The 21,038-nt window shown below is 50.0% G+C and carries 28 protein-coding genes and 3 tRNA genes; 7 read left to right on the top strand and 24 right to left on the bottom strand.

The features are described from left to right. Positions 1–107: 107 nt before the first annotated feature. A complete protein-coding gene (locus FYJ51_RS02005) occupies positions 108–974 on the bottom strand; it encodes a 3'-5' exonuclease (RefSeq protein WP_205946118.1) in 867 nt (288 codons plus the stop codon). A gap of 65 nt (positions 975–1,039) precedes the next feature. Here FYJ51_RS02005 and FYJ51_RS02000 point away from each other — a divergent pair, with 65 nt between their 5' ends. Continuing rightward, positions 1,040–1,924 (top strand): RluA family pseudouridine synthase, encoded by an 885-nt coding sequence (locus FYJ51_RS02000; protein WP_154502621.1) that lies wholly within the window; start codon positions 1,040–1,042, stop codon positions 1,922–1,924. Between the two features lie 12 nt (positions 1,925–1,936). Here the strand turns inward: FYJ51_RS02000 and add are convergent, their stop codons facing one another. The 7 genes from add to FYJ51_RS01965 form a co-directional block, all read right to left on the bottom strand. Beyond that, positions 1,937–2,932 (bottom strand): adenosine deaminase, encoded by a 996-nt coding sequence (gene add / locus FYJ51_RS01995; RefSeq protein WP_154502618.1) that lies wholly within the window; start codon positions 2,930–2,932, stop codon positions 1,937–1,939. A 71-nt stretch (positions 2,933–3,003) separates the two neighbouring features. Beyond that, positions 3,004–3,126 (bottom strand): hypothetical protein, encoded by a 123-nt coding sequence (locus tag FYJ51_RS13910; RefSeq protein WP_268892632.1) that lies wholly within the window; start codon positions 3,124–3,126, stop codon positions 3,004–3,006. Between the two features lie 258 nt (positions 3,127–3,384). Further along, on the bottom strand, positions 3,385–5,019 hold the full coding sequence (locus FYJ51_RS01985; RefSeq protein ID WP_154502615.1) for a putative manganese-dependent inorganic diphosphatase: 1,635 nt from the start codon (positions 5,017–5,019) through the stop codon (positions 3,385–3,387). Positions 5,020–5,031: 12 nt separating this feature from the next. Continuing rightward, a complete protein-coding gene (locus tag FYJ51_RS01980; RefSeq protein ID WP_105304263.1) occupies positions 5,032–5,532 on the bottom strand; it encodes a nitroreductase family protein in 501 nt (166 codons plus the stop codon). A 22-nt stretch (positions 5,533–5,554) separates the two neighbouring features. Further along, positions 5,555–6,412 carry a methionyl aminopeptidase gene (locus tag FYJ51_RS01975; protein WP_105304264.1) on the bottom strand — a complete coding sequence of 286 codons (858 nt, stop codon included), beginning with the start codon at positions 6,410–6,412 and terminating at the stop codon, positions 5,555–5,557. A gap of 11 nt (positions 6,413–6,423) precedes the next feature. After that, entirely contained in the window at positions 6,424–6,936 is a 513-nt protein-coding gene (locus FYJ51_RS01970; protein ID WP_154502612.1) for a dCTP deaminase/dUTPase family protein, read from the bottom strand. Between the two features lie 2 nt (positions 6,937–6,938). Beyond that, a complete protein-coding gene (locus FYJ51_RS01965) occupies positions 6,939–8,225 on the bottom strand; it encodes a patatin-like phospholipase family protein (RefSeq protein ID WP_205946117.1) in 1,287 nt (428 codons plus the stop codon). Positions 8,226–8,352: 127 nt separating this feature from the next. Here FYJ51_RS01965 and FYJ51_RS01960 point away from each other — a divergent pair, with 127 nt between their 5' ends. The 6 genes from FYJ51_RS01960 (at position 8,353) to FYJ51_RS01935 (ending at position 11,719) form a co-directional block, all read left to right on the top strand. Continuing rightward, positions 8,353–9,552: a D-alanine--D-alanine ligase family protein gene (locus FYJ51_RS01960; RefSeq protein ID WP_154502606.1), complete on the top strand. Its 1,200-nt coding sequence runs from the start codon at positions 8,353–8,355 to the stop codon at positions 9,550–9,552. A gap of 37 nt (positions 9,553–9,589) precedes the next feature. After that, complete coding sequence (locus tag FYJ51_RS01955) at positions 9,590–10,528, top strand: DMT family transporter (protein WP_105304267.1); 939 nt, start codon at positions 9,590–9,592, stop codon at positions 10,526–10,528. 61 nt (positions 10,529–10,589) lie between these two features. Next, positions 10,590–11,315 (top strand): purine-nucleoside phosphorylase, encoded by a 726-nt coding sequence (deoD, locus tag FYJ51_RS01950; protein WP_154502603.1) that lies wholly within the window; start codon positions 10,590–10,592, stop codon positions 11,313–11,315. A gap of 148 nt (positions 11,316–11,463) precedes the next feature. Then, positions 11,464–11,555 (top strand) — tRNA-Ser (locus FYJ51_RS01945). A gap of 7 nt (positions 11,556–11,562) precedes the next feature. Continuing rightward, a tRNA-Asp gene (locus FYJ51_RS01940) sits at positions 11,563–11,638 on the top strand. Between the two features lie 7 nt (positions 11,639–11,645). Further along, positions 11,646–11,719 (top strand) — tRNA-Gly (locus tag FYJ51_RS01935). Positions 11,720–12,004: 285 nt separating this feature from the next. Here FYJ51_RS01935 and FYJ51_RS01930 read toward each other — a convergent pair. From FYJ51_RS01930 to FYJ51_RS01860, 16 genes are all read right to left on the bottom strand, one after another. After that, positions 12,005–12,985, bottom strand: a complete 981-nt coding sequence (locus FYJ51_RS01930) for a hypothetical protein (RefSeq protein WP_154502600.1) — start codon at positions 12,983–12,985, stop codon at positions 12,005–12,007. Positions 12,986–12,997: 12 nt separating this feature from the next. Continuing rightward, positions 12,998–13,567 (bottom strand): hypothetical protein, encoded by a 570-nt coding sequence (locus FYJ51_RS01925; RefSeq protein ID WP_154502597.1) that lies wholly within the window; start codon positions 13,565–13,567, stop codon positions 12,998–13,000. A 27-nt stretch (positions 13,568–13,594) separates the two neighbouring features. After that, on the bottom strand, positions 13,595–13,822 hold the full coding sequence (locus tag FYJ51_RS01920; RefSeq protein WP_154502594.1) for a hypothetical protein: 228 nt from the start codon (positions 13,820–13,822) through the stop codon (positions 13,595–13,597). Then, positions 13,819–14,127: a hypothetical protein gene (locus FYJ51_RS01915; RefSeq protein WP_154502591.1), complete on the bottom strand. Its 309-nt coding sequence runs from the start codon at positions 14,125–14,127 to the stop codon at positions 13,819–13,821. Before FYJ51_RS01915 ends, FYJ51_RS01920 begins: the two co-directional genes overlap by 4 nt. A 14-nt stretch (positions 14,128–14,141) precedes the next feature. After that, complete coding sequence (locus FYJ51_RS01910; protein ID WP_154502588.1) at positions 14,142–14,363, bottom strand: phage holin; 222 nt, start codon at positions 14,361–14,363, stop codon at positions 14,142–14,144. 10 nt (positions 14,364–14,373) lie between these two features. Continuing rightward, the gene (locus tag FYJ51_RS01905; RefSeq protein WP_154502585.1) at positions 14,374–14,859 is read right to left on the bottom strand and encodes a hypothetical protein; all 486 of its coding nucleotides are present in this window, start codon (positions 14,857–14,859) and stop codon (positions 14,374–14,376) included. Further along, positions 14,856–16,151 (bottom strand): hypothetical protein, encoded by a 1,296-nt coding sequence (locus FYJ51_RS01900; RefSeq protein ID WP_154502582.1) that lies wholly within the window; start codon positions 16,149–16,151, stop codon positions 14,856–14,858. The genes FYJ51_RS01905 and FYJ51_RS01900 overlap by 4 nt, the downstream gene beginning before the upstream one ends. Before the next feature lie 92 nt (positions 16,152–16,243). After that, positions 16,244–16,672, bottom strand: coding sequence for a hypothetical protein (locus FYJ51_RS01895; protein ID WP_154502579.1), 429 nt, complete (start codon positions 16,670–16,672; stop codon positions 16,244–16,246). 50 nt (positions 16,673–16,722) lie between these two features. After that, on the bottom strand, positions 16,723–17,055 hold the full coding sequence (locus tag FYJ51_RS01890) for a hypothetical protein (RefSeq protein ID WP_154502576.1): 333 nt from the start codon (positions 17,053–17,055) through the stop codon (positions 16,723–16,725). 8 nt (positions 17,056–17,063) lie between these two features. Next, positions 17,064–17,513 (bottom strand): phage baseplate protein, encoded by a 450-nt coding sequence (locus tag FYJ51_RS01885; RefSeq protein WP_154502573.1) that lies wholly within the window; start codon positions 17,511–17,513, stop codon positions 17,064–17,066. Next, positions 17,513–17,635 carry a CD1375 family protein gene (locus FYJ51_RS13780; RefSeq protein ID WP_268892631.1) on the bottom strand — a complete coding sequence of 41 codons (123 nt, stop codon included), beginning with the start codon at positions 17,633–17,635 and terminating at the stop codon, positions 17,513–17,515. The genes FYJ51_RS01885 and FYJ51_RS13780 overlap by 1 nt, the downstream gene beginning before the upstream one ends. Then, complete coding sequence (locus FYJ51_RS01880; protein ID WP_154502570.1) at positions 17,635–17,946, bottom strand: hypothetical protein; 312 nt, start codon at positions 17,944–17,946, stop codon at positions 17,635–17,637. The genes FYJ51_RS13780 and FYJ51_RS01880 overlap by 1 nt, the downstream gene beginning before the upstream one ends. Continuing rightward, positions 17,947–18,906, bottom strand: a complete 960-nt coding sequence (locus FYJ51_RS01875; protein WP_154502567.1) for a hypothetical protein — start codon at positions 18,904–18,906, stop codon at positions 17,947–17,949. Next, positions 18,906–19,097: a hypothetical protein gene (locus FYJ51_RS01870; protein WP_154502565.1), complete on the bottom strand. Its 192-nt coding sequence runs from the start codon at positions 19,095–19,097 to the stop codon at positions 18,906–18,908. Before FYJ51_RS01870 ends, FYJ51_RS01875 begins: the two co-directional genes overlap by 1 nt. Positions 19,098–19,106: 9 nt before the next feature. Beyond that, the gene (locus FYJ51_RS01865; RefSeq protein ID WP_154502562.1) at positions 19,107–20,165 is read right to left on the bottom strand and encodes a siphovirus ReqiPepy6 Gp37-like family protein; all 1,059 of its coding nucleotides are present in this window, start codon (positions 20,163–20,165) and stop codon (positions 19,107–19,109) included. Beyond that, on the bottom strand, positions 20,162–21,037 hold the full coding sequence (locus FYJ51_RS01860; RefSeq protein ID WP_154502559.1) for a phage distal tail protein: 876 nt from the start codon (positions 21,035–21,037) through the stop codon (positions 20,162–20,164). The genes FYJ51_RS01865 and FYJ51_RS01860 overlap by 4 nt, the downstream gene beginning before the upstream one ends. Between the last annotated feature and the right edge of the window lies 1 nt (position 21,038).

The following is a 21,038-nucleotide window of genomic DNA, read 5'->3' as shown; positions in this document are numbered from 1 at the left end:
TCAGGATGATCATTACGGTCAGAAAGCAGCTGCTCCATTATTTTATCCAGCAATGAAAAAAGCGTCAATCGCTTATGAAATAAAAGAATCATTTTCTGAATACAGTTTCATCCTTCTGTCATTTCCCGGACAGTCTTCAGAAAGATCTCTCCGGTCGCATAGGAATCTCCGAGCGAATTATGAGCCGGAAAGTCCACATTCAGATACTTCGCAACCGTGCCGAGCTTGCGATCCGTCAGGAATCCCTTCGGGATCCGGCGGAATACATACCATTGCGCATCATAGATCGTATGGCCGCTGATGAGATCCATCCCGGCGCACCACAGCATCCGCAGATCAAACAGGATATAGTAGCCGACTAAAGGATCAGAACCGACGAATTCCCGGAAGCTGTCTGCGATCTCGGAGAAGTCCGGTGCATCTTCGAGAAACTCGCTGCGGATATTCGTGACAGATACCGCCCCGTCCGTCATCTCTTTATGCGGATTCAGATACGTATTGTAGGACTCTTCCGGTCTGCCGTTCACGTAGCGGATTGCCGACAGCTGAATCAGCCGGTCCTCATACGCAGAAAGACCGGTCGCCTCCGTATCCAGCACGACGAAGTGATCCAGCTGATGCAGATCGAAATTCCGGTCGATCCGGATTTCCGGATACGAAGGAAAATCGAGCGGACTTTTCCGCTCATAGACGGAATCCGTCCGGTAGATCTCAAACTGCTTCACGCCATCCAGAGAAGCAACTTCCTGCTCCGGATGAGGCATGCGGCTTTCCGCAGATGCCGCAATGGTTGCCGGATCGAAGTCTTCGTTCTTCAGTCCGGCCTCCTTCATGAATGTTTCCAGCGGCATGCATTCCTTCTTTCCCCGGGCGCTGAGATGCACGCCATCCTGCGCAACCGCTTCGACCGTCCAGAATGTTCCGTGAATCGGCAGCTCTGCTTCCACAAGTGCCTGATATGACTGTTTTTCCATAGTGATTTTTTCTCCGTTCTCCATTCTACGCTGTTAAGATAAAACCGGACAGGAGAATCAGAAACATGCTGGAACAGAGACAATGGACTGCAGAATCAGAGATCCGGGAACAGAATGCCCTTTCCTATGTGCAGAAGACCCTCGGCCTTTCAGACTCCGATACCAGAACTGTGCTGAAATACCATCTGGCTGGCGTGAATCATCATCTGCTCGTGAAAGACACGATCATCCATCCTGGTGATGAGCTTGATGTCTCCATTCCAGATCAGCGGCCGGAAAAAAGTCTCCCGGAAGACATTCCGCTGGACATCCTCTATGAAGACGATCAGATCCTCGTCGTGAACAAGCCCCGCTTCATGACCGTTGCGCCAGCTCCGGGCAACTGGACCGGAACCCTTCACAATGCCCTGCTTGCCAGATATCAGAAGTTCTATCTGATCCACCGCATCGACCGCACGACCAGCGGCTGCATCCTGGTCGGAAAGAACAAGCACATCGCTGCCCTTCTTTCCGTCAATGAAGGGCCATTCCGGCCGAAGAAAACCTATACTGCCCTCGTACAGGGCATCATGGACCCGTCCGGAATCATCGACGCTCCGATCGGCAGAGACCCGGACAATTTCCGGCGGATGGCAGTCACGGACATCGATTCCAAGCATGCCTTGACGCATTATGAATGTCTGCAGACTTTCAAAGACACCTCAGAAGTGCGTTATCGCATCGATACCGGCAGAACCCATCAGATCCGGGTTCATTCTGCTTATCTCGGCCATCCTCTGCTTGGCGATACCCTGTATGGAGAACCATGCAATCTATTGGAAGAACAAGCAGCGATGCTGCATGCGGAGTCCATCACGTTCCTCCATCCCCAGAAAGAAAAAGAGATCACCGTCACGGCACCGCTGCCAGACGATTATCTCAGTCTCATCGAAGCATTGAAGCGGCAGTGATCCTGCCGTTTTCTATTTCATATTTGCAAGGATGCTTCTTAACTGCTCAGCAACCTTCTCGCTGCCCTTGCAAAACGACGCCTCTGCCCCGTACAGATTCGTCAGAATCAGCTCTTTCTCGGTGAATTGGAATACCTCTCTCATGTTCTGATATTCCTGCTCCAGCGTCAGATTCATCAAGAACGGATCATCCGTATTGAGATTCAGCTTCACGCCTGCATCATAGAGCTTCCGGACCGGATGCTCTTTCAGAGAAGGAAACGAAGACGCATAGATATTGCTCGTCGGACATACTTCCAGCGTCACGCCATGGGAAACCAGATTCTTCACGACATTCTCGTCGGAGATGCTCTTGACGCCATGGCCGATCCGCTTTGCGCCAAGATCAATCGCATACTGCACATTGGATGCAGGCCCGCTTTCCCCGGCATGAATCGTGAACGGAATTCCGTTCTCCTTGGCCAGAATGAAGCAGGATTCATAGTCAGACAGCGGATTGCCTGTTTCATTGCCAGCTAAGTCGATGCCGACAACGCCTTCCTTCAGATACTTTCCAGCCAGCAGAACCGTGTTCCGGTTCTCTGCTTCATTGTCAGTGCCATGCATCATGCAGAGCAGAATGCCTGCACAGAGATCCGGGTGTCTCGAAACGGCTTTCTTCTGTCCGGCAATCACTGCCTGCACCGCCGCTTCCATCGAAAGCGGATGATGAGACTGCGGAGAAAAGCGGATTTCTGCAACCCTGACTCCCTCCTGATACAGATCCTCAAGCAGTTCTTCCGTGCATTCAGACAGTCTTTCTTCTCGGTTCAGAAGCGCAAGCAGAATATCAAAGTTCGCCAGTGCTTCTGCCAGACTCATAGATTCTTTCAGCTGATGCGCACTGATCCATGCCCCATCGCTCATTTCTTCCGGAATCATGCCGTCTTCCCGGCTCCACTTTGCAAACAGGCGGGCTGGCATCGCACCATCAAGATGCAGATGCAGTACAGTCTTCGGATAATCCATCGCTGCATTCTCCTTTCAGAAATTCATCATACGGAAAGTATACAGCTAACCGGATCGGAGCTGAATGAAATTCAGCCCTTGAATCCGGTTTCTCCGCCGATGCTGTTAATGAACCATTTCTGCGTGAACGCAAACAGGATCAGCAGCGGAACGATGAGGCTGTCTTTCTCCATCTTCGGCAAAGTTCCGTACATGGTCCCTGGTCAGTTTCCGGATCCTCTGGGAGATTCCGTATCCATGCCTCTCCTTTTGCAGGGAGAGCAGAATATAGAAGGCAGTCTCCGTCATCGGCACATAGCTCTTTTTCAGTTTTTCATCCATTGCGTTTCTCTTGTTATATCGAGTCTCGATGTATTTACAATATATCGTGCCAAGATATATTCCGTAATTTCAGAGAGAAAAAAAAAAAAAAAAAAAAAAAAGCTCTCCTGTCCATCACAGGAAAGCCGTTATCAGATTGATTTGAGCACTTCCGAAAGCTTCGGGATCAGCTGCTGCTTGCGGGAGATGATATGCGGATCVAATCCGGAATGATCATCAAACTTCGTCTCGATGAGATCAGAGATGACATAGGAGAGTGGTCCGTAGTAGACAAACAGGGATCCTTCTCCCATCACATCGGTAAACAGCATGACCAATAGATCCAGCTTGTCAGCTTCCTGTTCTTTCTCCAGGTTTGCCTTGAATTCCGGCAGGATCTTCTGCACGTCTTCCATATGGCTGTAGTTGGTCTGACCGATTGCGAACTTGTAGGAACCGATCGCATAGCTCTTGAGGTCACGGTTCAGAATCTCATGCGGCGTGGAATCCTTCAGCGCTACCGATGCGCCGAGCATCTCTCTTGCATAGGCATCAATATTGTCGATGCCAGCTCTTCTTGCCAGCCATTCTGCTGCCACACGGTCCTGCTTCGTCGTCGTTGCCGACTTGAAGTTCAGCGTATCGCTGAGAATTGCCGACAGCAATAGTCCGCTCATATCCGCATCCGGCAGCAGACCGTTTTCCTGATACAGCGTCGAGATGATCGTGCACGTGCAGCCGCAGCGGACATTGCGATACATGATCGGATAGTCGGTCTGGATATCGCCGATATGATGATGATCGATAATTGCTTCGATGCGGGCTTCTTCTACATGTCCGATCGACTGATTCGTGGCACTGTGGTCGACGAGCACGAAGCGGCGGTGCGGATAATTCACGGTATGGAATCTGGAAATCGCACCGACAATATTGCCTTCATGATCAAGAACCGGATAGGAGCGTACACGGGTCTTCGTCATCTTGGCAGCGACATCATCGACGAATTCATCTTCTCTGAAGGTCACGAGGTCCGTGGTCATCACATTCTCCACCGCATAGGATTCGGTCACGATGCGGGCGACATGCATGGTATCGTGATCAGTTTCAATCACGGCGCAATGATGGGCAGCGGCATCTGCGATGACCTCGCTGCCCGCTTTATGACCGCAAGTCAGAATCAGGCACCTGGAGCCGGCATCGATGACCATCTTCTGCTTGGCAGGATCGGAGCTCAGAATTGCGATGCCGCCATTGAGATTGAACATGCGGGCTTCATTCTCATCGAGCGTGATCACATGCACAATTCCGGTCGAATGGAAGTCCTCTGGCCGATATACGATCGTTCCGGCAATCGTGCGGGCGATGTCTTCCAGCTTTGCGGTAGACATCAGCTGGTTCAGATCCCCTTCCGGCTTGAGACGGACATAAGAAAGATTGGAAGTCGTGCAGATGCCGCACAGCTTGCCGTCATCATCCGTCACAAACAGCGACCGGTTCTGGGTCTGCAGCATCACGTGCCATGCATGATGAACTGTCGCATGGCGGGAGATGATGGCAGGCTGGTCGATATCGATATCCTTCACCATCGTTCTGGCATCCGTCAGAAGAAGCGGATTTTCCTGGTGAAATCGTTTCAGAACGAACTTGGTCTCTTCATTGAGAGGTCCCTGGCGGCATGCCTGTGCAGGTTCTTTGCAGCGGTTCAGAAGATCTGCATACGTGATGGCTGCACAGATGCTGTCGGTATCCGGATGCCGGTGCCCGGTCACATAGATTGTCGGATTCATAGAACTCCTTAGTTATCTGATATAAGAAAATACGTCGGTATTCTGATGGTCAGGCAGGTCTTCTTCCTCATCGGGGAAGCCGATCGCAATCGAGCCGATGCACGTATAGCCATCCGGAACTCTGCACAGATTTCTCAGATCCATGTGTTCCGGATGATTGAGCAGGTCTTTCAGACTGCCGATCATGCAGGTCCCGAGTCCTTCATTCACGGCCGCATTCATCATCGAGGAAAGGGCAAATGCAGTATCCACCACAGCACTGACCGCATTGTCTTTCGCAAATGCGGCAATCAGCGTCGGCGCTCCGTAGAACGGATCATCCAGACCCGTCATCTCTGCCATGCGATTCAGAATCTCCTGATTCTGAATCACTGCGAAGAACCATGGCTGTTCTTCGCTCTGAACGCTGATTCCATAAGCTTCCAGATCATGAAGCTGGGCATCGGAAATCTGTTCTTTCCGATAATGAAAGGTTCTTCTGCGCTTCTTCAGCAATTCCTGATTCTGTTCCATGCAATCACCTTCTTCAGAATCATCAGTAGGTCAGAATCTCAACTCCGTTTTCTGTCATCAGGAACGTATGTTCCCACTGGGCACTGTCTTTGCCGTCTTCCGTATAAATCGTCCATTCATTATACGGATCAATCGTGACGCCTGCCCGGCCGGCATTGATCATCGGTTCGATCGTGAAGATCATGCCCGGTACGAGCACCATGCCGGTATGAGCCTTGCCGACATGCGATACGAACGGATCTTCATGGAATTCGATGCCGACGCCATGTCCGCCCAGCTCGCGCACGACGCTGTAGCCCTTGGAATGAGCATACTTCGAGATCGCGTAGCCGATATCGCCGACCGTGCCCCATGGCTTTGCGGCAGCAGCGCCGATATCGAGACACTTCTTCGTCTCTTCGACGAGCCTGCGCCGCTCTTCGCTCACTTCGCCAATCATGAACATCCGGCTGGCATCGGAGTAATAGCCTTTGTAGATTGTCGAGACATCGACATTGATGATGTCCCCATCTCTTAACTTCCGGTGTCTTGCCGGAATTCCATGGCAGACTTCATCATTGATGCTCGTGCACACACTCTTCGGGTAGCCCTCGAAGTGGTAAGGAGCACAGATGGCACCATGGCTGTGCGTGTATTCGACGACGATGTCATCGATTTCCTGGGTGCTCATGCCCTCATGGATCTTCGCAGCAACTTCGTCCAGGACACCGGTATTGATCTTCGAGCTTTCCCGGATGCCTTCAATCTGGGAAGGACGCTTGATGAGACGTTCCGACGGAACGGTCATATGTTTCCGGCGGCATTCTTCCATGCGTTCCCGGATATGTTCCGGAATCGGCTCGGTTTCAAAATAACTCTGAATCTGTTCTTGTTCTGTCATAGCAAATCTTTCTAATGATCTGTGCTGCCGAACCCGCCGACGCGTTCTCCTTCTGCTTCGTCATCAAGCGTGATGCCGAACGGCAGGAAGATTCCCTGCACCATTCCATCTCCGGCCGAAAAGCTGACGGTCTTCCCTTCATGCGTATCGTTCGTCAGCTTGCACCAGATATGACCCTCATTCCGGGCAGAATAATAATCGCTGTCAATGATGCCGACGGTATTATTCAGCTGCAGACGATAGCGGAACCCGAGACTGCTGCGCGGAAACAGCATCAGCACATATCCAGGATCCATTTTAGCACGGATTCCGGTCGGAATACGGATCTCGGCCCCCGGCGCAAGTTCAAAGGCGACCGGTGCACGGAAGTCATAGCCGGCCGATCCTTTTGTTGCACGCCTTGGCAGCTGGATCGATTCATAGATCTTCTCTGCTTCTGCGCTTCCGGTTTCCGGGGAAAACTCGTGCCAGTCCTCAAGGAACTGGCTGAGACTTACTTTTTCAAACTGTGCGATCCGCTCCATAATCACTCCTGTTTCAGTTCCAGCATCAGGTATTTCACGAACAATGCCAGCGCATATTCAAACGGATATACCGTAAGCTTCATATTCTCGCTCAGGAATTCCTGGTCCGGGTACAGAATCGTATGCACCATCTTGGCCGTGACTCCCGCCATATTAAGACTCTTCATATAGGCAAGCAGCTTATCCGGAGCCAGCGAAGGCGCCGAAGGATAATCTTCCTTCGCCGCATCCGCGAACTTTGCCAGAATCAGGTCTCTGCCCTCTTTATACGTATACACCCTGGTCGGATCTGCTTCGGCAAAGTCCATCAGGTTGTCGAGAAAACCGTAAAACATCGCCTTGTCTGTAAGCACCCGGGCATGCTGCTGGGCAAGCAGGCGGTCCGTGACTACCTGGCTGCTGCGGAAGCGCTCATTGAGATTCCCGGCAAGCTTGATCTTCGCTTCCAGAATCAGAAGATCTCTCTGGAACCGGGCAAACCAGTCAGGAAGCTTGGTCAGTTCAAACGTATACTTCACGCCGTCAAAGACGTGGAATGCCTTCATCGTATCATAATATCCGAGGGCTTCCAGCTGCCCGATCACCTTCGGATCAAACGACAGGAAGCTGCCGGTTTCTACTTTCGGGAAGATATACGTGATATGCGAGCGATCCATGTAGCACGGATGCTGTGGTTCGCTGTTGAGATCGAGTGCGATCACCTCATCGGCTCCCATCTGCAATGCTTCATCAATCGGCAGGTTGTCAAAATATCCGCCATCGATATATTCTTTTCCCTTGAACTTATGAACCGGGAAGGCCGGATAGGCACTGGCAGTGGAAATCAGCCAGTCCACCCCGTCTTCTTTCATCATTTCCTTATTCACATATACCGGTTCCTTGGTCCGGTGCCTGCACACCACGCAGCCGAAGTCTATATGACTTGCAAAGAACTTCTCGGGCTGATAAAGCTTTCTGATATACGCAATCAGCGGAGAGATATCTGCTCCCTTGTCTTTCAGAAAATCTTTTGCGAAGTTCATGATCTGTGCCCGGTCATTGATCATGTCCTGCAGATCCATATCAACGGAAAAGGAACCATTGATAATCTGTTCCTGCTTCAGATTATGCCACATGGTGTCCATTGCTTTGTAATCCTTCTGAACGATCAAGGCTGCATTCAGGGCGCCGATCGAAGTTCCGGTCACCAGATTCCAGTCGTCCTGTCCGATTCTCCGAAGGGCTCGCACTGCCCCGTTCTGATAAGAGCCCCGGGTACCGCCGCCAGCCAGCACAAGTGCTTTCTTCATACCAGATCCTCCCTCGTGGGTATGATAGCATACGCCCTGCGAATGTCTCTCTGCAATTGCCGCTTTCTGTCGTTTCGAAGCAGGAAACTGAGTATAATGAGGAAGCAAATTCCTAGGAGGGAAAGATATGAAACTGAGAACAGCCGTTTTCTTCGGCGGGGAATCTGTGGAACATGAGGTTTCCATCATCAGCGGACATCAGGCCATGGAGGCTCTGAATCCGGATAAATATGAAGTAATTCCGATCTATGTCGCAAAAGACCGCAAGCTCTATGCCGGAGATGCCCTGCGGGATATGAGAAATTTCCGCGATCTTGATGAAGTGAAGAAGATGTGCACGCAGGTCACGCTGGCCAGCATCGGCAGTCAGGTTGTGATCCAGCCGGTGAAGAGCGGCCTTTTCGGAAAGAAAGATCTCGGCACGATCGATGTGGCAATTCCGGTCATGCATGGCACCAATGGCGAAGACGGGACGATCCAGGGACTGTTTGAGATGCTCAAGCTTCCTTATGCAGGCTGCGATCTGATCGCCGCGGCGGTCGGCCAGGACAAGGTTCATCAGAAATATATTCTCTCCGGAGCAGGACTGCCGATCACAAAATGGTTCTGGTGCTATGGCAGCGAACTGGAAACAAAGAAGGATTCTATCCTGGATCAGGTTCATAAACTGATCTATCCGGTCATTCTGAAGCCGGCCTGTACCGGTTCTTCCGTCGGCATCTCGATTGCTCATAACGATGAAGAATACCTGAAGTGCTTCGAGAACGCTGCTCAGTATGATCTCAAGGTCATCACCGAAAAAGTCGTGAAGCCGATGCGGGAAGTCAACTGCTCCGTGCTCGGAGACTCATTCCACGCCGAAGCATCAGTTCTCGAAGAAGTATTCCATTCTTCCGATGATGAACTGCTGGATTACAAAGATAAATACCAAGGAGGCTCTAAGGGTGCCAAAGGCGCCAAGGGATCCAAAGGCATGGCAAACACCTCCCGCAAAGTTCCGGCAGAACTTCCAGACGGCGTCACGGAGCTCATTAAGAACTATGCGCTGGAAACCTTCCGAGTGCTCGGTTCTTCCGGTGTCTGCAGAATCGATTTCATGATGGATGCTGAGACCAATACCGTCTATGTCAACGAAATCAACACCATTCCGGGCTCTCTGTCTTTCTATCTCTGGGAAGAATCGGGTCTGAAATTCCCGGATCTCATGGATCGGCTCGTTCAGCTTGCGCTGGACCGCGAACGCCGCAGATCCCGCATGATTTTCTCGTATGATACCAACCTGCTCTCGACTTACAGCGAGAACAGTGCCAAGGGAGCGAAGCGCTGAGCTTCGCTTCTTTTTCAGAAGAATAAGGAGACAGAATATGCAGGAACCATTCTGGACCAGAAGATCCATTGTTTTCTTAGCAGCCTTTGCGGCCTGCTTTCTATGGGGATCTGCTTCGCCATGCATCAAGATCGGCTACAGCCTTTTTCAGATCGGTGCTGACGATACGCCTTCCCGGATTCTCTTTGCCGGGCTTCGTTTTTTCCTGGCCGGGTGGATGGTCGTCCTCTATGAAAGCATCCGCAATCACTCCTTTTCGCTTCCGAAGAAAGGAAACTGGCCGATGGTTCTGAAGCTCATGTGCTTCCAGACGATCGGTCAGTATATCTTCTTCTACATGGGTCTCGCTCATACTTCCGGCGTGCGCGGATCCATCATCAATGCCTCCGGTACCTTCTTCACGATCTTCCTCTCTGCCTTCGTGTTCCGCTTCGAAAAACTCACGGTCAGAAAAGTGGTCGGCAGCCTGATCGGCTTTGCCGGCGTCATGTGCGTGATCGCCGATCAGAGTGCCTTCACTGGCGGATTGCGTCTGGATGGAGAAGGAGCGATGGTCATCGCTGCCATCAGTTCATCCATAGCCGGCAACCTGATCAAGCGCTATGGTCAGAAAGAAGATCCTGCCATTCTCAGCGGCTGGCAGTTTCTGCTCGGTGGTGCTGTGATGATTCTCATCGGTCTGATCTCCGGCGGTCATCTGCATCCGGTTTCCTTCTCTGCCTGGATCCTGCTTGCATACATGGCGTTCATCTCGGCCGGTGCCTATACGCTCTGGTCGATCCTGTTACGCTATAACGATGTCAGCCGCATCTCGATTCTCGGCTTCATGAATCCGGTGCTCGGGGTTCTGCTTTCGGCGGTTTTCCTGAAGGAAGGAGAGGAAGCCTTCACGCTCTCCACCATGCTTGCAATCATTCTGGTGACGCTCGGAATTTTCATCTCTGATTCGAAGAAGCACTCCCGGAAGAACGCCTGAGGGTTCCCTTTTCAAGATGGTCTGCTATAATTCCCTTAGAAGAAAGAGAGTGATCTGAATCATGTCAACACCACATAACAATGCAGAAAAAGGCGATTTTGCCAAGACTGTTCTGATGCCTGGCGACCCGCTCCGGGCAAAATTCATCGCTGAACATTTTCTGGAAAATCCGAAACTTGTAAGCTCTGTCCGCAACATTCTTGCTTATACCGGCACCTATGAAGGAAAACCGGTATCTGTCATGGCCAGCGGCATGGGCATGCCGAGCATCGGCATCTATTCCTATGAACTGTACAAGTTCTATGAGGTCGAGAACATCATCCGGATCGGTTCTGCCGGTGCTTATACCGCAGATCTGAACCTGTTCGATGTCGTTCTGGCAACCGGAAGCTATTCTGAATCCACTTTTGCACTGTGTCAGTCCGGCGACCCTGACGACACTCAGTATCCTTCTGAGAAGCTGAATGATACGATCCGCGCTGCAGCCGCAAAGCTTGGTATCCCTCTGCATGAAGGAACGATTCATAGCGGCGATGTCTTCTATGCTGAGCCAGGCGCAGTCGATGAGAACAAGATCATCCGTGAGAAGCACTGCTTATGTGCTGAAATGGAAAGCTTCGCACTGTTCCACAATGCCAAGGTTCTCGGCAAGAACGCCGCATGCCTGCTGACGATTTCCGACAGCCTTGTCACCCACGCAGAAACTACTGCCGAAGAACGCCAGAACTCATTCACCCAGATGATGAAGGTAGCTCTGGAAACCGCAGTTCAGCTGGATCAAGAATGAGCGAACCGCCAGGTGATTCTCCTGTTTTCTGACGGAATCTGATGGTGTCTGTCAGCCGGAAATTTATGAAAAATTTCCGGTTGACTCCTCCATTTGCCCATGGTATATTATGTAGGCACTGTGAAGACAGAAGCACACTTGGCAGACTGAAGAAGTACTCAAGAGGTCGAAGAGGTGCCCCTGCTAAGGGCATAGGTCGGGGTTCCCGGCGCGAGGGTTCAAATCCCTCCTTCTTCGCCATTCAAGTGGTTCGGTGGTGTAGTGGCTAACATGCCTCCCTGTCACGGAGGAGATCGCGAGTTCAATCCTCGTCCGAACCGCCATTCTAGTGCAGATGTAGTTCAATGGTAGAACGCCACCTTGCCAAGGTGGACACGGCGGTTCAATTCCGCTCATCTGCTCCATTCGTTAAAAAACCGCATAACAATGCGGTTTTTTAATACCCTGGTCAACTTTTGGTCAACTTTTAGCCACCTTTACGCGTCCAAAATAAAAAAACCGCTCAGAGATATCCGAGCGGCTGTCCGAATTAATTAGATGTCGAATGCTTTGTTCACACAAATAGTTACGATTGTCACGATCGGGCGTGACGGCCCGGTCCCGGTCTTTCTCCGGTACGTCGGGGCAGTGATGCTCAAATGGACCGTCTTCATAGATGAAAACGTCCATAGATTATGGATCACCCCCTCTCAGATTGTGCCTCTGAAAATAACCCTTATCGGGATATCAATCGTCGGAACAGTACCCAGGGCTTTCAATGTCAACTTACCTGCTGACTGCCCGCCATCGATGATCTGCGCTTTACTTAGTGCATTGTACTGTGCTGCTGTGATGGTGGTGGCCGGAAGGACTTCCTGGTTACTGGATGCCGTGATCAGACTGTCGGATATGGTGTAAGCTCCGGAAGACCAGCTGGAGGCAGAAAGTGTGAAGGATTTGACAGTCGAGATATTTTTTGTTGCTCCGCTCGCTATTCCGTTAAGTTTTGATTTATCAGCCGCAGTCATCAGACCGTGCGCGCTTGTCGTCGCGTCAGAGTACGTAGTATTAGTATCCTGTCCTGGAATACCCAATGCAGTAATATCAGCCTTTGTTACAGCTGTTGCAGCACTTACATGCCCAGTTCCATCGACGGTTACTTTGTACAGACCACTCGATTTAGCAGTGTATGCAGGATGAGTGTACTTGTTAGCTCCTGCAGCAATCCCATCCAGTTTCGCTTTATCACCTGCACTCATTAGTCCGTTAGAACTGGATGATGCTACTCCGTATGTTGTGTTGCTATCCGGCGGTACAGCCCAGGTGCCGTCGCTGCGGAGATATCTATTAGCAGCACCGGCAGCAGGAGCAGGCGCAAGTCCTGCTGATCCCGCGGCACTAGTAGAAGCACCTTTCATGTTCCCGTATGTTGTGTTGCTGTCCTGCTGGTCGAATGTGGTTTGGGTTCCATCCAGCGCCGTGGCTGTGAACGTAGTCCCGCTCCTGGTAATGCTCTTGATTGCCTTGGACTGGTCAATGTTCGTAACACTTCCCAGGCCTACCTGCGATTTCGTCACCCCATGCGGATTGCTCTTGTTGGACGTATGGGCTGAAATCTGGCTTGCGATATAGGTCTTGAGCTTACTGACCAGGTGAGACAGACCGTCTTTATTTAAAAAGGTGTTAGCCATAGCTCACACCCATCATCCGATCATCGCGTCAATTTCTGCAGTCGTAATTGCAGACATGTCCGAAATCTTCAGATACCCGCTCAGATCCACATCGGTGTTGCCCAATTTCTCGTATTTCGATGCGCTCGCGATCCATGCGTACTCATCGTAGGAGTCGCCAGAGTCGGAGTGAGAATGTGAAATCAGGTAGATTACGCCATTCTGCCCCGTTGTAGGCAGTGACTCAACGATACTGAATGAGATCCCAGTGATTTTCCCGACCGCTGTTGCGATGGCCGTAGACACCTGGGATGCCGTCTGGTATGAGCTATCATTCGACAGCTGAGATACGTTCGTCGGAACCGTGATGGATACCTTCTTGCTGGTGTCAGGGTTCACGACCGTACCGTTTACTGCAATCGTGTTGATTTTGTTTGCCTCTGCTCCACCAGAGACCAGGTTGTTGACGTTTGTAACAGCTCCGTCATAGCTCTTCTTCAGGGCATCGGTCAGATCGTTTGCAGACAGACCCTTGCCTGTTTCCTGATGCACGAAATACGTTTTCAGACGTCCCCAGAAATACGATAGGGTTGTGTCGTCCAAATACTTTTTAGCAGCCATAATTTTATGTTAATTCCCTCCATACATTAAAATGTCAATGTCGTGTTCTGCGATTGCTTCCATTGTGCCCTGGAGCATCAGATCTTCCGCCGTCTTATCTCCGATCAGCTCGACGGAGTTGATCATAGGCTTGTTGGCGAGGTACCTGTAATCCTTGGTTCCACCGCCTTCTTCCAGCGAAACAGAGAGTGTTCCTCCGCCCTCTTCCAGCGTCACATCCAGCACATTGTCTGTCATAGGATTGCCTCACTCAGTGACTGGTTCACCTCGCACGGGATCGGCATGTGCGTCAGAACCTGTCCGCCTTCCGTTTTCACTCGCATCTGAATGCTGGCAGTACCGACAGAGAGCTTCTGTGTCTCCTCCTGAGTCAGCGTGAACGATACCGTTCTTAGCTCGCTGTTCACAGATAGATTTTCCTTGATCTTGGTAATGGTCAGATTCCGCTGCTTGATCGTCACTTCAATCTGCTGCGCGGCAGACAGATCAATGTCAGAGTTTTTCAGAGCAATCGTGATTTCCGGCGTAGTTACACGGAACATGTGATCGCCCCCTTTCAGTTTTCGTCGCCAGAGTCGCTGCTATCGTTGTAGAAATTGCTGTTGCTGATACCGATCAGAGCGCCAACGAATGTGGCCACGGCTCCGATGGTAGCAGTGATGATAGTCGTGTCATGGCCGTAGATCGTTCCCAGCGTGCTGATCAGCGTGATGACTGCTGGCACTGCGATCAGGCAAGCCCATTTCAATACGTCATAAACATTATTCGGTAGTTTCATTGTCTCCTCCTTAAATGAACGAGTTCTCTTCGTGCGCTTTGTCGTAGGCGCTTTGAATGTGACTGATTGCGGATTCAGCCTGGCGGTTCTTGAACTTCGGATGCGCTTCACAATAATCTTCGTACTCTTTGACTGTACGTAAGATGTCCTCGAAATATTCATAACTGTGCCGGATGCCTATACGGAGCTCATCGTCAAAGCGGAGGATCTTAGATCTATTGTTTTTTGCACGCTCTTCCAGGTTTTCGTCATGGTGTGCCCTGAACGCTTCCGCCATCGCTGTGATGTCGTCCTGCATTTTGGCGCTTCGCCGATCCGCTTGATCCATCCGATCAGACAGGTCTTTGTTCGTGATCTGTCGTTTACCGGTCAGCGCAGTATATGCAGCAGAGCACACCCAGCGGATAAATTCCCAGAATCCGGGCGCAGCGGCGGCTACCATGAGCACTCCCATCAGCTGCTGCCGCAGTTCTGGATCCTCGCCTAAAATCCTCATCCAGCTGTTACGCCCTTGAGAATGTCGAGGGCTTCATTGATCGCTTCCTCGTATTTCTTCTTCAAATCGGTTGCGGTCTGCAGATTCTCCTGATTGGTCTGCTGCAGGGCTTCGTATTTTGCCTGCAGAGTGGCTAGTTCTGCGCATTTTTCCTGGTACATGGACTGATAGTCGTCCTTCGCAGATTCGCTCGAATCATCTGGTTTCTCGGTCTCAGATGCAGGCTCATAGAACACGATGATATCCCCAACAGCTCTTCCTGATGTCTGTGCGTCTACCGCTTTCGATCCATCCCAGTATCTCTGCTGTGCTGATCCGATCCCTCCGGACCCTCCATCCATGATGGCCAGGCTGTCTGCTCCGTATGCCTGCAGTCCCGCCCAGAGAGCAGCGGCTTTCAGCGGCCCTTTGGAGACTCCCTTAACAAATGATCCATCTGCCAGGTGCGCAACGTAGGCCTGCCATACTGATTCGCTTAGTGCGCGGATTCCATACTGCGGGGCGTACTTCGGAGTCTTTCCGACCGCGTAGATTGCCTTCGGGCTGAACATGCACTGATATGCTGCCGGGTCTTTGTACTTGCCATCCCAGTCTCCAAAAGAAAGCGATCCGTCTTTCAGGATCGCGTAATATAGATAGTTCTTGCTGTCTTCCGGTTCATCAACCTTGCCATTCAGGCAGATCCGTGGTCCGTAGACTGTACCTGCAGCGTCAAATAGATCGTTGCCGGATCTCTCATAGATCAAGATGCCGTCCATGTCGATCTGATCCAATCGCTTCAGACCGCCAGCATTGATCAGCCCGACCTTCTTATCTGATTTGTATGCCGTGACTTTGACACCGGAGATCGTAATCTCCTGGTATCCGTCTTTCAGTTCCATTTTCTCCCATCCTTTCCACCGTAACGCACCTAGTGCATCGGAATAGTTTGTTCTCTTGTCGCATGCTCTCCTGGATATGCTCTGGTTAGTACCGAACTCGATATCCGGGGAATAAAAAAAGCAGACGTGACTACTCTTGTGTGTCTTGCCCCCTCGCTTTGCGTGAGGGAATAGTACCATGTCCCCGTCCTGGAAATGGCCAGGCTTGATAAAGTCAAACCACTTTGCCCATTTCTGGCGGTTGTACCAGATGTTGTCAGCGTAGCCATCGCCACCGATCGGTTCGGAGTAGTTCGGGACTCCTACTATCCGGAAAAACTCTTTTGCCAGATCAACGCACTGAACTCCTGCCACGCCATCGATATCTTCCCCCCAGCCCTGATACCGGGAATGAAATTCTGCTGGTGTCATTTTCTACCTCCATAATAAAAAGCTCACTGTCTAGTGAGTTTATAATGCAATTAGATACGCAAACTCCTGGCTGTCTGTCATGAATCCTCCATTTAGTTCCCGGAAACTGTGGCTATTACTGCACCGCTTTTGCTTCCGTCGTACCAGTCTTGAAAGGAAACCCGATAATATCTATAGCTATATGTTTTTATTCCATAGATCGCATTGTCACCAGAGCAGGTTTCAAGATTTTTCCATGTAGAGCCATCGGTGGATCCCTGAAGTTCAGCTGTGCCTGTTCCCGTACCACTCCTGACTGCATAAGCGATGGTCGCAGAAGAGTGCCCAGAATCCAGAACTGAAGAATAATAACTTTTATAATGATAACCCTGAGAAACGTATATACCTTTATAATGAACTTTTTCTTCATTTGCTCCCGCCGTGTACTGCTCTGACCCGTAGCTGTTGTATTCATCGTTGGTATGAGCATGACTGGATTTGTAATTGTTGAATTCATTCTGTAAAGATTCGTAGTCACTCACGGGGATACCCCCCCCCGCACCGAATTATTGTTGGCATTGGTTTCCTCCTTTTAAATTGTAACTGTGTAATATACCGTACGGCTGCTATCCCCATTTTGTCCTGTATATCCAATTTCGTTTCCATCAACAATTAACTGATGGCCTTTTTCTCCACCATACCACCTGCACCAAATTCCAATAGTCTTGCTGCGAACAATGTCATGTGCTTCGTATTCTTCGTTTGTGTGCGCATGCGTCTGCCTGTAATAGGCATAATCACCAACCAATGTATTATGTTCGCTCTGCAAACTGTTGTATTGGTTCTGCAGACTGTTAAGCTGCGCCTGCAGCGCCTCATAGTCCTGAACCGGGACTCCGCCTCCGGTTTTGATGATTGTTGACATTGATCCTCCTATGCTGTTCGTTTCCACATGTAAACCGCCAGATATGGCGGTATTTTATTCACTGCATTCCCTCCGCTCGGAGAATTGTATTGACCCTGCAAATAGGCTCCATATCCACCGCTTTTTGCATCGTCACCATTCCATACTCCGAGGCTCCAATCTCCAGCCGATAGCTCCTTAGTGAGAGCAACACCTTGAGGAAGCTCTGCCTGAGTGAGCTGATGCCACGGTGATCCGCCTGTCTCACCAGCCGGCCAGTTAATAGTTCCTGAAGCATATTCTCCCCAATCGTTATTTGAATTTGCATCATTCTCACCGGCGCCGATTAGGAACCTTCCTTTGATCCTCTCCCAAGTCCCGCCGAACAATTCTGAAGGGTCTGTGTCGGTAACTGAAAGATAAATACTACCTACAGGGTAAGGGTTCATACCCCCCCCGAAATTTATGACGTTGGCCATTATTCCAGCTCCAGCCCAAACAATTCAAAATACGCTGCCTTCGTGGCTTCCTGGTACTTTTCAGGAACGTCCTCCAGTGTTTTTGCTCCACGGCGGATGATTCTTGCATAGATGTATCCCATCAGATCTCACCTCCTGCCAGTTCAGCAAGAGCGTTCTGCAGCTCGTTGATCTGATCCTGGACAAGCTCATCATGCGTCTTTTCACGGAGAACAAATGTCATCGTGATTTCCCCAGACAGCTTGCAATTCATCATCACAGATTCCGGAACGAGATTGGTATGCTCGGTTCCATCAAGATTTACATGCGTGCAATCTTTCAAGTCTGCATAGATAGCATCGAACTCTGCCATAGTCTTTGCAGTCATGCCGATAGCGGAAAAGGTAGATCCTTCATTGATCTCGTACTCATGCGTGTTTACAATCAGTTTCATTTATTTCTCTCCTCTGAAAATAACGATGATCGGAATATCGATTGATGGAACAGTTCCGAACGCTTTGATCGTGATTGATCCAGCTGCTTGAGCAGTCTGTACAAGAGACGCCCTCTGAAGTGCATTCATCTGATCAGTTGTGATCGATTCTGCAGGAATGATTTCCTGATAGCTTGCAGCAGTGATCAAACTGTCGCTGATCGTATATGTTCCGCTCGACCAGCTCGATGCCTTGAGCGTGATGTTCTTTTTCGTTGTGGCCATCTTGGAATTCAGCGAGTTCACAGATGTCTGCAGCTTGCTGACATTCGAGTTAATCGTATCAACCTCTGTCTGAAGCTTACCTGCAGCATCGGTTGTCAGCTGTCCCTTCATGGCATTGAACCATGCATCAAAGTCAGCCTTGTTCGACGCCTTGAACTGTGAATAATACCCGTTGAACTGTGAGGCAAACTGGCTGTAATCCATTTCCTTAACTGTCCCGGTAACAATTCCGCAGATAGAAGTATTGCTTCGGGTATCAGTGATATTCGCCTGCGTGATCTTGGTGGCACCTGCTGCAACATAGATCTGTGCAAGAACGATCTGATATATTGCTGCAGATCTGACCGGAGCCGTAGGAGATGGATTACTGCCGTTATACGTACCGGTCACAACCTTAATAGAGATCTTCCGATCCGTGTCATTTCGCTCTACAACGACCGTATCTATTCGCGGATAGGTTGCCCCAGCTGTGGCAAGGGTATATGTTGTAGCAGAATCAAAAAAGCGAACCTTACCTTTCAGATTCGCATATCCGGATGCTACTTTTATATCCATGCCAGAAACCGCAGTTACCTGCAGCTCCCCGGAGAAAACCCCAGTCGTAAAGAAGTGATTCAGCCATTCAGCAAATGAATCAGCGGTATATCCTCGGTCATTGTTAACCGAGTTCCAGAAAAGCCCATACTGATCCGCCATCAGCTTTCACTCCTCTCTACCGTAAAGAATTTCACGTTCTCATTTTCCGTAAGCCGCTGAATATTGCTAACGTTCTGCCCGGACAGGTCGATATATTCGCCTCGCTCGAAATCAATTGCGATGCATTTGATTCCTTTCTGCAGCTGAGCGAATACATTGTCCGGCTGCATTTCTGATATCTTCAATGTCATTTCAATTCCTCACTTGTCAGACCAGTCAATGCTGTCAGGAAGCGGCGATCCGAAGGTCGGGGTGATCTTATAGATCCCGTTCTCATAGATTTCATTGATCTCTGTAATCCTCAGATCCTTCGATACTCCAAACGAATCTTTCCTGACTGTAACTACATCTCCAAGGTCATAGTCAGATCCGTATTTGAAATTTCCGTTCGGATCCACTTCACTGCTGACTGATACTGCCAGGTTGTCTTTCTTCAGTTCGTCGGTTCCGCGCTGGATCAGAGCAGCCTTGTACTGGTCGTCTGTCAGATTCTCATTCTGAATATCTGATGCAGAAAGAAACACTTCTCTGCGATCCAGGCCAGTCAGAGAATCATTTCCAGCAGTGACATACGTCCTGGCCGTTCCTTCCCCCTGCCCGCCGACATAGCATACATTCTTGTATGCCTGATCATTCTCGGAATAATCCGTTTTGGATAGATTNCCATACCAGTCAGAGAAGATAATCCTCTGGTTTGTATTCTGACCTGCAGTGTGGTCAACTCCTCGGTACAGTTCGAAAATGATCTTCTTATTGACGAAGTCAGGGCGAAACCGGAAACCGGTCTCGCTGTATTTCGCCAGCTTTTCTACATATGTCAGCAGATTCTTATAGGTTGCCTGAAAAGTTACCTTTTCTGTATATCCTCTTACTGGTCCAAGCTCCACTAACGGAATCGCTGCAGCATTGCTGAAGATCGCTCTGATCGCAGTCTCGACCAGGCCATTTTCAATGTGATAAAAGGGCCTAATCAATCTCCTGCTCATGTACGACGAAAGGAATCTGCCGCTGGCAGTGATTTCCGCCTTGGAGGCGTCTTCGTGATAGGTCAGAGATTCAATCACTCCCGCCTCCACGGCTCCCCGCTTCCATACCAGATTTCCCCGTCTCAGCAGATCCTTATTGCTGTCAGTAATCGGGCAGTGCAGCTCAAACTTTCCGGGTTCAAAGTATTTCCTGGTCCATTGAAAAGAGGACTCGTTTTCCACGAGTCCCTGAAACTGCATATCTGCCGTATAAACTCTGATTTCCAGATTCATGCGCTTGCATACCTGATCTTATATGTGATCTTAACAATCATGTTGTCTACTCCTGCAGCAGCACTGTATCCGATGCTGTTTGTGCCTTTCTCCAGCTGAATGAAATAGGAATCCTCGGACAGATACTGATTGATCTTCGTAGTAATCCCTTCATGCACCAGATAAACCTGCTTATCAGCGTCATAGGTCGTGATGATCACTCGATCGCCAGCCACCAGATTCAGCGGCTTGCTTGAAGTACCGACGGTAATGCTCTGCGTGGACTCCACACGAGTGATAGATGGATTCTTCACGTCACCATTGCAGGTGATCTCGATCTTCATTCCGGTACCGCCAATACCAACTTCGTTGTAGATCGTCTGGATCTTTTCTTTCTGGCGATATCCGAACTCTTCTTTCGCTGATTTGAAGTAGTGCGTGAAATAGAACGACGGCAGGAACGAAGACATGGTTACCTCAGAATCTTCCAGATCATAGAAATACGGATCCGGGCAGATCAGCGAAATGGTATAGGACCTGTAAGCATCAAGTCCGGTTGATTTCATGCTTTCGACATAGTACTCAATCTTCCGATGCTCACTCCCTTCATCCAGTGTGAGAACTCCAGAACTTTTCGGAACAAACAGTTCATTCAGAAATGCCCGATGTTCGGTATGATCGCCTACATCAGACAATGTCAGCACGATATTTCGCTTCTTCAACGCCGAACTGTGATAAACAGCTCCGTCATTCATCGTATTGGACGACAGATTGACGGATGCTGCCATCTGATACAGCCCGTCTGCATCCGAAAGCAGAAAAGGAAAGGATTTTTCACTGAATATTCCTTTGATGTTGAACTGGTTCTCACAGGTGATAACTCTGTTTCCCATG

Origin of the sequence: Stecheria intestinalis (assembly GCF_009696165.1) — a bacterium.
Taxonomy (GTDB): domain Bacteria; phylum Bacillota_I; class Bacilli_A; order Erysipelotrichales; family Erysipelotrichaceae; genus Bulleidia; species Bulleidia intestinalis.
Note: the sequence above shows the minus strand (reverse complement) of the source record. Positions and strands in the feature narration are given on the sequence as shown.

What these genes read in the sequence shown, in the direction of transcription:
- FYJ51_RS02005 (WP_205946118.1), bottom strand. Translation starts at nt 974, where the DNA reads ATGGAAAAACAGTCATATCAGGCACTTGTGGAAGCAGAGCTGCCGATT.
- FYJ51_RS02000 (WP_154502621.1), top strand. Translation starts at nt 1,040, where the DNA reads ATGCTGGAACAGAGACAATGGACTGCAGAATCAGAGATCCGGGAACAG.
- add (WP_154502618.1), bottom strand. Translation starts at nt 2,932, where the DNA reads ATGGATTATCCGAAGACTGTACTGCATCTGCATCTTGATGGTGCGATG.
- FYJ51_RS13910 (WP_268892632.1), bottom strand. Translation starts at nt 3,126, where the DNA reads ATGTACGGAACTTTGCCGAAGATGGAGAAAGACAGCCTCATCGTTCCG.
- FYJ51_RS01980 (WP_105304263.1), bottom strand. Translation starts at nt 5,532, where the DNA reads ATGGAACAGAATCAGGAATTGCTGAAGAAGCGCAGAAGAACCTTTCAT.
- FYJ51_RS01975 (WP_105304264.1), bottom strand. Translation starts at nt 6,412, where the DNA reads ATGACAGAACAAGAACAGATTCAGAGTTATTTTGAAACCGAGCCGATT.
- FYJ51_RS01970 (WP_154502612.1), bottom strand. Translation starts at nt 6,936, where the DNA reads ATGGAGCGGATCGCACAGTTTGAAAAAGTAAGTCTCAGCCAGTTCCTT.
- FYJ51_RS01965 (WP_205946117.1), bottom strand. Translation starts at nt 8,225, where the DNA reads ATGAAGAAAGCACTTGTGCTGGCTGGCGGCGGTACCCGGGGCTCTTAT.
- FYJ51_RS01960 (WP_154502606.1), top strand. Translation starts at nt 8,353, where the DNA reads ATGAAACTGAGAACAGCCGTTTTCTTCGGCGGGGAATCTGTGGAACAT.
- FYJ51_RS01955 (WP_105304267.1), top strand. Translation starts at nt 9,590, where the DNA reads ATGCAGGAACCATTCTGGACCAGAAGATCCATTGTTTTCTTAGCAGCC.
- deoD (WP_154502603.1), top strand. Translation starts at nt 10,590, where the DNA reads ATGTCAACACCACATAACAATGCAGAAAAAGGCGATTTTGCCAAGACT.
- FYJ51_RS01930 (WP_154502600.1), bottom strand. Translation starts at nt 12,985, where the DNA reads ATGGCTAACACCTTTTTAAATAAAGACGGTCTGTCTCACCTGGTCAGT.
- FYJ51_RS01920 (WP_154502594.1), bottom strand. Translation starts at nt 13,822, where the DNA reads ATGACAGACAATGTGCTGGATGTGACGCTGGAAGAGGGCGGAGGAACA.
- FYJ51_RS01915 (WP_154502591.1), bottom strand. Translation starts at nt 14,127, where the DNA reads ATGTTCCGTGTAACTACGCCGGAAATCACGATTGCTCTGAAAAACTCT.
- FYJ51_RS01910 (WP_154502588.1), bottom strand. Translation starts at nt 14,363, where the DNA reads ATGAAACTACCGAATAATGTTTATGACGTATTGAAATGGGCTTGCCTG.
- FYJ51_RS01905 (WP_154502585.1), bottom strand. Translation starts at nt 14,859, where the DNA reads ATGAGGATTTTAGGCGAGGATCCAGAACTGCGGCAGCAGCTGATGGGA.
- FYJ51_RS01900 (WP_154502582.1), bottom strand. Translation starts at nt 16,151, where the DNA reads ATGACACCAGCAGAATTTCATTCCCGGTATCAGGGCTGGGGGGAAGAT.
- FYJ51_RS01890 (WP_154502576.1), bottom strand. Translation starts at nt 17,055, where the DNA reads ATGTCAACAATCATCAAAACCGGAGGCGGAGTCCCGGTTCAGGACTAT.
- FYJ51_RS01885 (WP_154502573.1), bottom strand. Translation starts at nt 17,513, where the DNA reads ATGGCCAACGTCATAAATTTCGGGGGGGGTATGAACCCTTACCCTGTA.
- FYJ51_RS13780 (WP_268892631.1), bottom strand. Translation starts at nt 17,635, where the DNA reads ATGGGATACATCTATGCAAGAATCATCCGCCGTGGAGCAAAAACACTG.
- FYJ51_RS01880 (WP_154502570.1), bottom strand. Translation starts at nt 17,946, where the DNA reads ATGAAACTGATTGTAAACACGCATGAGTACGAGATCAATGAAGGATCT.
- FYJ51_RS01875 (WP_154502567.1), bottom strand. Translation starts at nt 18,906, where the DNA reads ATGGCGGATCAGTATGGGCTTTTCTGGAACTCGGTTAACAATGACCGA.
- FYJ51_RS01870 (WP_154502565.1), bottom strand. Translation starts at nt 19,097, where the DNA reads ATGACATTGAAGATATCAGAAATGCAGCCGGACAATGTATTCGCTCAG.
- FYJ51_RS01860 (WP_154502559.1), bottom strand. Translation starts at nt 21,037, where the DNA reads ATGGGAAACAGAGTTATCACCTGTGAGAACCAGTTCAACATCAAAGGA.